The sequence below is a fragment of the Pseudomonas sp. NBRC 111131 genome, from assembly GCF_001320525.1.
Lineage (GTDB): Bacteria > Pseudomonadota > Gammaproteobacteria > Pseudomonadales > Pseudomonadaceae > Aquipseudomonas > Aquipseudomonas ceruminis.
In genome coordinates this window covers 18,523-27,241 of record NZ_BCBH01000049.1, presented here as the reverse complement: position 1 = coordinate 27,241, position 8,719 = coordinate 18,523, and the positions used below count along the sequence as shown (strand labels likewise).

The following is an 8,719-nucleotide window of genomic DNA, read 5'->3' as shown; positions in this document are numbered from 1 at the left end:
GTGGGAGCCTCCCATGTTGAACACCCTTCTACCCATTCTGCTGTTCGCTGCCCTTGGCCTGGCGGTGCTCGGCGCCCTGCGCCGGGTGCGTATGTGGCGGCGGGGCCGACCATCGAAGGTCGACCTGATCGGCGGCCTGCTGGCCATGCCCCGGCGCTACCTGGTGGACCTGCACCATGTGGTCGAGCGCGACAAGTACATGTCCAAGACCCACGTGGCCACTGCAGGCGGCTTCGTGCTGTCGGCCGTGCTGGCCATCCTGGTGCATGGCTTCGGCCTGCAGAGCAAGATCCTCGGCTACGCCTTGCTGGTGGCCACCGTGATCATGTTCAGCGGCGCCATCTTCGTGTTCAAACGCCGGCTCAACCCACCTTCGCGCCTGTCCAAAGGCCCTTGGATGCGCCTGCCGAAAAGCCTGTTGGTGTTCGCGGCAAGTTTCTTCATTGCCACCTTGCCGGTTGCCGGCATCCTGCCTGCCAACACGGGTGGCTGGGTGATGGTCGCGGTACTTGGCCTGGGCGTGCTGTGGGGCGTGTCGGAGCTGTTCTTCGGCATGACCTGGGGCGGCCCGATGAAACACGCCTTCGCCGGCGCTCTGCACCTGGCCTGGCACCGCCGTGCCGAACGCTTCGGCGGCGGGCGCTCCACCGGCCTCAAGCCGCTGGACCTGGAAGACCCGAACGCACCGCTGGGCGTGGAAAAGCCGGTGGACTTCACCTGGAACCAGTTGCTCGGCTTCGACGCCTGCGTGCAGTGCGGTAAATGTGAAGCCATGTGCCCGGCGTTCGCCGCCGGACAACCGCTTAACCCGAAAAAGCTTATCCAGGACATGGTCATCGGCCTGGCCGGTGGTACCGATGCGCAGTTCGCGGGCAGCCCCTACCCGGGCAAGCCGATCGGCGAGCACGGTGGCAACCCGCACCAGCCGATCGTCAATGGCCTGGTCGATGCCGAAACCCTGTGGTCGTGCACCACCTGCCGCGCCTGCGTCGAGGAATGCCCGATGATGATCGAGCATGTCGATGCCATCGTCGACATGCGCCGCCACCTGACCCTGGAAAAAGGCGCGACCCCGAACAAGGGCGCGGAGGTGCTGGACAACCTGATTGCCACCGATAACCCCGGCGGCTTCAACCCCGGTGGCCGCATGAACTGGGCGGCGGACCTCAACCTGAAGCTGCTGAAGGAGGTGAAAACCACCGAGGTGCTGTTCTGGGTTGGCGATGGAGCCTTCGATATGCGCAACCAGCGCACCCTGCGGGCGTTCGTCAAAGTGCTGAAAGCATCGGGCGTTGATTTCGCCGTGCTTGGGCTGGAGGAACGCGACAGCGGCGATGTGGCCCGTCGCCTGGGTGACGAGGCGACCTTCCAGCAACTGGCCAAGCGCAACATCCAGACCTTGGCGCAGTACAGGTTCCAGCGCATCGTCACCTGCGACCCCCACAGTTTCCATGTGCTGAAGAACGAGTACGGTGCGTTGGGCGGCGATTACCAGGTGCAGCACCACAGCACCTACATCGCTGAACTGATTGCAGCCAACAAGCTCAACCTGGGCCAGCACAAGGGTGGCAGCGTGACCTACCACGACCCGTGCTACCTGGGCCGTTACAACGGTGAGTACGAAGCCCCGCGCGAAGTGCTCAGGGCGCTGGGTATCGAGGTGCGCGAGATGCAGCGCTCGGGCTTCCGGTCGCGTTGCTGCGGCGGTGGCGGCGGTGCGCCGATCACCGACATTCCGGGCAAGCAGCGTATCCCCGACATGCGCATGGACGACATCCGCGAGACCGAGGCGGAACTGGTGGCTGTGGGCTGCCCGCAGTGCACCGCGATGCTCGAAGGTGTGGTCGAACCGCGCCCACAGATCAAGGACCTCGCCGAGCTGGTCGCCGATGTGCTGATCGAAGAGGAAACGCCCGCGGCCCCAAAGTCGCCAACGGTTAAACGTGAACCTGCGGAGGTGCACTGATGAGCGACATCATCCGCCGCGACCCACGCGCCGAGTGGATCGCCCGTAACCGTCTGCACCCGCTGCATGCAGCGATGCAGACACAACAAACGAGCTGGATGGGGCCCAACGGCATCATCCGCAAGAACCCGCATGCCATCGCTGCTGGCTTCATCGGTCCCAATGGCCTCAAGCGTATCGACCGCAGCGGCGCCCAGCAGGGCACCGGGGTCGGCGGGCGGCGCAGCGCGGCGGCCCAGGTGCAGTTGCCGCTGCACCAGGTGCCTGCTCCAGCGTTCTACATCGCCGTGGTGCCGGACCTGGTCGGTGGCCGCCTGAGCAGCCACGACCGCGACCTGCTCGGCCTGGCCCACAGCCTGGCCGGCAGCGACGGTGCGGTGTTGGCTGTGGTGTTCGGCGAACACAAGGAAAGCAACTTTTCCACAGCCGGTGTCGACCGCTTGCTGGTCATCGAAGGCGAGGCGTTCGAAGGTTATGCACCGGAGCAACGGGTGCAGGGTCTGCGGGCTGTGGATAACCAGTTCACCCCGCGCCATTGGCTGTTGCCCGATAGCCGCACCGGTGGCGGCGAACTGGGCCGCCGCCTCGGCGCGGCGCTGGGTGAGCGCCCGGCGACGCGGGTCTGGCAGGTCAAGGATGGCCAATGCATTGGGCGGGCCGGTGCCGGCCAGCAGGACCTGCAGCGTAGTGTACCGCGTTTGATTTTGGGCGCGGCGGAATGCGCGGAACCGGTCAGCGAAACCCGGCACGAAGCGCAGGCGGTGGAGTTGTCCACAGACGTTGCGCGCAGCCTGTCGCGGATCGAGGACCTCGGCTCGGTGGCCGTGGACCCGGCGACCATCGCCATGGCCGAGGCCGAGTTCATCGTCTCGGGTGGCAATGGGGTCAAGGACTGGGCGCTTTACCACAAGGCCACTGCGGCCCTGGGGGCTACCGAAGGCGCCTCGCGGGTAGCGGTGGACGACGGCTTCATGCCACGTAACCGCCAAGTGGGCGCGACCGGTACCTGGGTCACGGCGCGGGTGTACGTGGCTGTGGGTATCTCTGGCGCGATCCAGCACCTGCAAGGTATCGGCGCCTGCGACAAGGTAGTGGCGATCAACATGGACCCAGGCTGCGACATGATCAAACGGGCTGACCTGTCGGTGATTGGCGACAGTTCGGCGATTCTCCAGGCACTGATCGAGGCTGTGGACAACTTCCGCAGTGGCGGCCAGCGCGACGCGGCATAAGGGCACGAGCATGAGTACGAAAGTCATCAGCCTGGTTTCCATCGGTGCCCACCCCAGCTCCGGTCGCGCCCGTCGCGCCGAGCAGGATGCGCGGGCGGTGGAGCTGGGCTTGCAGCTGGCTGGGGATAACTTGCAAGTAGTGCATGCCGGCGACCCCCGGGAAGAAGCATTGCGCGCCTACCTGGGCATGGGCCTGGATCACCTGGATGTGCTGGAGCAGCCCGCCGGTGCTGATGTGCTGGGCGTGTTGGGGGATTACCTTCGCGATGCCGGGGCGCAGCTGGTGCTGACCGGCAGCCAGGCCGAGACGGGTGAAGGGTCGGGCATGTTGCCGTTCCTGCTGGCCGAAAAACTTGGCTGGCCGTTGATCGTGGGGTTGGCCGAGGTGGAGTCGATCGAGAACGGCACCGCCCAGGTATTGCAGGCCTTGCCGCGTGGTCAGCGGCGCCGGTTGAAAGTGCGCCTGCCGTTGCTGGCGACTGTGGATAACGCTGCGCCGAAACCGCGCCAGAGCGCATTCGGGCCGGCGCGCCGGGGTGTGCTGGCGGCGCGCAATGTGGCGATAGTCGAGGATGATCTGCTGGCCGAAGCCGAGTTGCAGCCTGCACGTCCACGGCCCAAGCGGCTCAAAGTGATCAAGGCCAAGAGCGGTGCGGACCGGATGAAGGCCGCCACGGCCAAGGCCAGTGGTGGCGGCGGCAAGGTGCTGAAGGATGTGTCTCCACAGGAAGGCGCCGAGGCCATCCTCAAGTTGCTGGTGGAAGAGGGCGTGCTGCGCTAAAGCCTTACGCACTCGCTGTGTGGGAGCGGGCTTGCCCCGCGAAACAGGCGCCGCAGTGCATGGCACCGGCTGCGCCGGTGTTCGCGGGGCAAGCCCGCTCCCACAATGACCCCCCTGCTGCATGCACATTCTGCCTGTGCATAAGTCCATCCTGTTGCCCACGGAATCTGTTCGCCAAGGTGTGGATAAAGTGTTGGTGCATGGCTGGAGGGCCTATCTAGCGTGGCTTTCAGGGTTTTGATCATAAATTAATCAGCTCTGACTCGGGTCATCAACTACCGATGGGCGTGGCTGTACCTGGTTTTGCCCACAATCGCTGTTGGCCGGTCTGTGGATAACATGTACGAAGTTCACTACAGCTCAAGAAACACGGGCCTTTGCCTGAGTTGAACATTTAATGATCAATAGCCACCTAGTATTTTTGTCAGGTGGCTTCTTGTTCATTTACCGCTAAGGTGTCCACACTTGCCCCTCCTGTGGATAGATCAATGGGTGCATTCCTGTCGGACACTGATAGGCTGGGCTGCGCACCGCGTGCTTATCTACCTTATGGATTTACGCGAAACAGTTCGCGAACGAGATTGGCATTTTGCGGCCAGCCCCATGATTCGGTTACAGGCCTTTACCACCTGGGTAATGGGCGTAGGGCCTACAGCCCCGTACTCCACAGATTTCTCTCGCCTGATTCACTAAGCCCTTTTGGTAAGGGCGGAATCAATCCCTATGCCTACTGCGGTGATAACCCGGTGAACCGGGTCGACCTCAGCGGGCAGTTCTGGTTAAGCAACCTGATCAGTGGAGCCAGCATGGCCAGTAGTACGGTCACCGTGCTCGGAGCAGTTGCGCGAACATCCAGGGATGTGGTCAATCGTCTTCGTGGCGCTCCTACCGCTGGCGTGAGAACTCGGCTTTCCAATGTAGGTTATTTCTACTCAGGCTTAGCGGGGGTGGCGTCAACAGCCTTTCGAGGCGTAGAGGGGGGGTGGGTGGGGAACACGCTCAGCAGCCAAGGTAGCCAATTGGGGCTGGCAAATGCGGCCGGCAGTGCCGTCTCGGGATTGATCTCGAACTACGAGGCGGCTCGAACGGTATGGCGTCAAGTGCGATCATCGGAGGTATCGGTGGGAAGGATCGCCTGGGAAACAACCTTTGAAGTCACCGGTGCGAGGTTGGTGGCTGAAGGTGCGTCGTATGTGTGGGGGGCGGTGCAGGATCTCGGAAGCAGGGTCGCAGCCAGCTATCGGGCAGCGAGAACGGCATGGCGTGATCGGCAGTATCAACCTCGTGTACCTGCATTGGAAATGAATGGCATCCGGACCGGATGACCCCTCCTGACCCGGACAAAGCCGTGTCAGGAGGGGTGTCCAGTTACTGCACCTGCACTTCCTTCAGGTAAGGCGCCGGCGCCGCCCCCAGATTTTCCAGCACGCGCTGGCTGTACCAATCAATGAAGTTCACCACACCAAACTCATAGGTCTTCGAGTACGGCCCTGGTTGATAGGCGGTGGAGTTGATCCCGCGCTGGTTCTCTTCGGCCAGTCGGCGGTCCTGGTCGTTGGTCGCGTCCCACACCTTGCGCATGCGCTCCGGGTCGTAGTCGACGCCTTCGACCGCATCCTTGTGCACCAACCACTTGGTGCTGACCATGGTCTCCTGGGCGCTGATCGGCCACACGGTGAAGACGATCATGTGGTCGCCCATGCAGTGGTTCCACGAGTGCGGCAGGTGCAGGATGCGCATCGAGCCCAGGTCCGGGTTCTGGATGCGGCCCATCAGCTTCTGGCAGGCCTGCTTGCCGTCCATGGTCATCGATACCGTGCCCTTGAGCAGCGGCATGCGCACGATACGGTTACGCAGGCCATGGCTCTTGTGCAGATACGGGATCTTCTCGGCTTCCCAGGCGGCGGCGGAGGCGGCCACATGGTCTTTGAAGTCCTGGCTGGCACGCGGGTCGTTGGTGTCGTCCCATTCCAACAGGGTTTGCAGCAGCTCTGGGTGCGACCCGTTGCAGTGGTAGCACTCGCGGTTGTTTTCCAGCACCAGTTTCCAGTTGGCCTTTTCCATCAAGGTGGTTTGCACCGCCACCTTGGTGTTCTCCATGTCGTAGGGTTCCATGTAGTGGTCCAGGGTCGCCAGGAACTCATCGATGGCCGGCGGGTTCTGCGCCAGGCTGATGAAGATATAGCCACCGGCGACCTTGACGTTCACAGGCTTCAGGCCGTACTGGTTCATGTCGAAATCGGCGCCCATTTCGGTGCCGGCGAACAGCAGGCGGCCGTCCAGCTCGTAGGTCCACTGGTGGTATGGGCACACCAGCTTGGCCACCTTGCCCTTTTCGCTGACGCACAAACGCGAACCACGGTGGCGGCAGACGTTGTGGAAGGCATGCACCTTACCTTCGGCACCGCGCACCACGATGATCGGGTTCTTGCCGATCTGCAGGGTGATGTAATTGCCCTTGGCCGGGATCTCGCACGTCATGCCGGCGATCAGCCACTCCTTGTGGAAAATCTCTTGCATGTCGATCTGGAACAGACGCTCGTCGGTGTAGAACGGCTGGGGCAGCGAGTAGGTGCGCTCGCGGGTCTGCAGCATCTCGGCGGTGGCCTTGCGTGCAGGTTCCAGTGGATCGCCCAGGCTCAGGGTTGCGGTGACGTCCATCGTGTAATCCTCGGGGCCGCGTGCGGCCGGCAAAAGGTGGCTAATCGTTGTTGTGGTGCCGCAGGTTCTTTTGCCGTGGAGTGTGCGTCCGAAGGCGCCGTGAACCGTATCCATGGGCGACATGGCCGATTTGAATTACGACGCGCCAGCCCTTGTAGTACGGGGCTGGTCGCGATAAGCACGCCGATGTCGCAGGCAGGAATGTACACGGGCGCAGGCTTGCGCATTATCGCAGCCATAAAAAGGCCAATAGTCGGCCGCTGGAGATGAACATGTCCGATACCTTCCTCAATCCGGTCACTACCCAGACCTGGGCCAACGGCCGCCACATCGTGCGCTGCGTCAAGGTCATCCAGGAGACCTGGGACGTGCGCACCTTCTGCTTCATGGCCGACCAGCCGATCATGTTCTTCTTCAAGCCTGGGCAGTTCGTTACCTTGGAGCTGGAGATCGAAGGCAAGCCGGTGATGCGTTCGTACACCATCTCCAGCTCACCGTCGGTGCCCTACAGCTTCTCGATCACCGTCAAGCGTGTGCCGGGCGGGTTGGTCTCGAACCACCTGCACGACACCATGCATGAAGGTCTGGAAGTGCCGGTGCACGGCCCGGTGGGGTTGTTCAATGCCATCGACTTCCCGGCGGGCAAGGTGTTGTACCTTTCGGGCGGTGTCGGCATTACCCCGGTCATGTCCATGGCGCGCTGGTTCTATGACACCAACGCGAATGTCTACATGGTGTTCGTGCACAGCGCCCGCTCGCCGAAAGACATCATCTACCACCGTGAGCTGGAGCAGATGGCGTCGCGCATCCCCAACTTCAGCCTGCACATCATCTGTGAAAAGCACGGCTTGGGTGAGCCGTGGGCCGGTTACCGCGGTTACCTGAATCAGCGGTTGATGGAGCTGATCGCGCCCGATTACATGGAGCGCACGGTGTTCTGCTGTGGCCCGACGCCCTACATGACGGCGGTCAAGCGCATGCTCGAGGCGGTTGGCTTCGACATGAAGAACTACCACGAGGAGTCGTTCGGTGCGACGCCGGCAGAAGCCAAGGCGGATGCTGTGGAGCATGCCGAGCAGGCGGCCGACGCGCCGGAAGTGGACGCCTCCGACCTGAATCTGGTGGAGTTCATCGGCAGCGAGAAGAGCATTCGTGTCGCCCCGGGCGAGACCGTGCATGCGGCGGCGGCCAAGGTTGGCCTGATGATCCCGAAAGCCTGCGGCATGGGCATTTGCGGCACTTGCAAGGTGCTGAAGCTGGGTGGCGAGGTGGAGATGGAGCATAACGGCGGGATTACCGAGGAAGACGAGGCCGAGGGTTACATCCTGTCGTGCTGCAGTGTGCCTAAAGGGGATGTGCGGATCGATTACTGATCTGGGGGCCCAGGGGGCTGCTTTGCAGCCCATTCGCGGGGCAAGCCCGCTCCCACAAGTTTGGATTGCCAACCCTATCCATTGTGGGAGCGGGCTTGCCCCGCGAAGAGGCCATCAAATCCATACAGCATCCCAATGCGGATAATCGCCAGCACGGCGAACCAACCCGGCTCTTAGGGGATTGGCAACGATGTACCTGGCCACATGCACAACACTCTCCTCACGGCGCAAGGCATGGTCGTGATAGCCCGGTTGCCATACCTTCCGGCGCGGCATGCCGAGTTGATAAAGCGCATGGCTGCTGCGCGACTTGAACCTGCGCATCAAGCAGCACAACGTGCCACTTCGTAATTCGATCAGCCAATGAACATGGTCTGGCATGACCACCCAGGCCAGGGATCGGCACAGTCCCTCGAGCTCGGTTTGCCTCAGTTGATGGATTACGCAGCGGGCTGACTGGAAGTGGGTGAAGATGCGCTTGCGCTCGTGAGTGACGGTGGTCAGCAAATAGAGCCCGCCAGGCTGAGACAAGCGGCCACGGCGCAGTAGGTGGGATTGGGCACGGTCCATGTGTTGCTCCCTTTGAAGATTCAGGGAAACACTAGGTCAGCTGGTGTCAGTTCGAGGTGCGCAATGGTTGCTGGATGTTGGGTGGCAGTGCCGGCCCATTCGCGGGGCAAGCCCGCTCCCACAGGGGCCAGCCAAG

7 protein-coding genes are annotated in these 8,719 nt (G+C 62.6%); 5 read left to right on the top strand and 2 right to left on the bottom strand.

Annotation, left to right across the window (positions count from 1 at the left end; translation table 11 throughout):
- The first annotated feature begins 13 nt into the window (after positions 1–13).
- The 4 genes from dgcB (at position 14) to APH34_RS29055 (ending at position 5,304) form a co-directional block, all read left to right on the top strand.
- Positions 14–1,966 carry a dimethylglycine demethylation protein DgcB gene (gene dgcB / locus APH34_RS26545; protein ID WP_054903638.1) on the top strand — a complete coding sequence of 651 codons (1,953 nt, stop codon included), beginning with the start codon at positions 14–16 and terminating at the stop codon, positions 1,964–1,966.
- A complete protein-coding gene (locus APH34_RS26540; RefSeq protein ID WP_054903637.1) occupies positions 1,966–3,198 on the top strand; it encodes an electron transfer flavoprotein subunit alpha/FixB family protein in 1,233 nt (410 codons plus the stop codon). The genes dgcB and APH34_RS26540 overlap by 1 nt, the downstream gene beginning before the upstream one ends.
- A gap of 10 nt (positions 3,199–3,208) precedes the next feature.
- Positions 3,209–3,979, top strand: coding sequence for an electron transfer flavoprotein subunit beta (locus tag APH34_RS26535; protein ID WP_054903636.1), 771 nt, complete (start codon positions 3,209–3,211; stop codon positions 3,977–3,979).
- Positions 3,980–4,467: 488 nt separating this feature from the next.
- Positions 4,468–5,304, top strand: coding sequence for an RHS repeat-associated core domain-containing protein (locus APH34_RS29055; protein WP_082422902.1), 837 nt, complete (start codon positions 4,468–4,470; stop codon positions 5,302–5,304).
- A gap of 43 nt (positions 5,305–5,347) precedes the next feature.
- Here APH34_RS29055 and gbcA read toward each other — a convergent pair whose 3' ends face one another.
- A complete protein-coding gene (gbcA, locus tag APH34_RS26530; protein WP_054903635.1) occupies positions 5,348–6,640 on the bottom strand; it encodes a glycine-betaine demethylase subunit GbcA in 1,293 nt (430 codons plus the stop codon).
- A 272-nt stretch (positions 6,641–6,912) separates the two neighbouring features.
- On the opposite strand from gbcA, the gene gbcB reads away from it, so the two are divergent.
- Positions 6,913–8,013, top strand: coding sequence for a glycine-betaine demethylase subunit GbcB (gene gbcB / locus APH34_RS26525; protein ID WP_054903634.1), 1,101 nt, complete (start codon positions 6,913–6,915; stop codon positions 8,011–8,013).
- 114 nt (positions 8,014–8,127) lie between these two features.
- Here gbcB and APH34_RS26520 read toward each other — a convergent pair whose 3' ends face one another.
- Positions 8,128–8,583, bottom strand: a complete 456-nt coding sequence (locus APH34_RS26520; RefSeq protein WP_054903633.1) for a transposase — start codon at positions 8,581–8,583, stop codon at positions 8,128–8,130.
- Positions 8,584–8,719 lie beyond the last annotated feature (136 nt).

Coding starts and splice junctions, on each gene's coding strand:
- dgcB (WP_054903638.1), top strand. CDS start 14: ATGTTGAACACCCTTCTACCCATTCTGCTGTTCGCTGCCCTTGGCCTG.
- APH34_RS26540 (WP_054903637.1), top strand. CDS start 1,966: ATGAGCGACATCATCCGCCGCGACCCACGCGCCGAGTGGATCGCCCGT.
- APH34_RS26535 (WP_054903636.1), top strand. CDS start 3,209: ATGAGTACGAAAGTCATCAGCCTGGTTTCCATCGGTGCCCACCCCAGC.
- APH34_RS29055 (WP_082422902.1), top strand. CDS start 4,468: ATGGGTGCATTCCTGTCGGACACTGATAGGCTGGGCTGCGCACCGCGT.
- gbcA (WP_054903635.1), bottom strand. CDS start 6,640: ATGGACGTCACCGCAACCCTGAGCCTGGGCGATCCACTGGAACCTGCA.
- gbcB (WP_054903634.1), top strand. CDS start 6,913: ATGTCCGATACCTTCCTCAATCCGGTCACTACCCAGACCTGGGCCAAC.
- APH34_RS26520 (WP_054903633.1), bottom strand. CDS start 8,583: ATGGACCGTGCCCAATCCCACCTACTGCGCCGTGGCCGCTTGTCTCAG.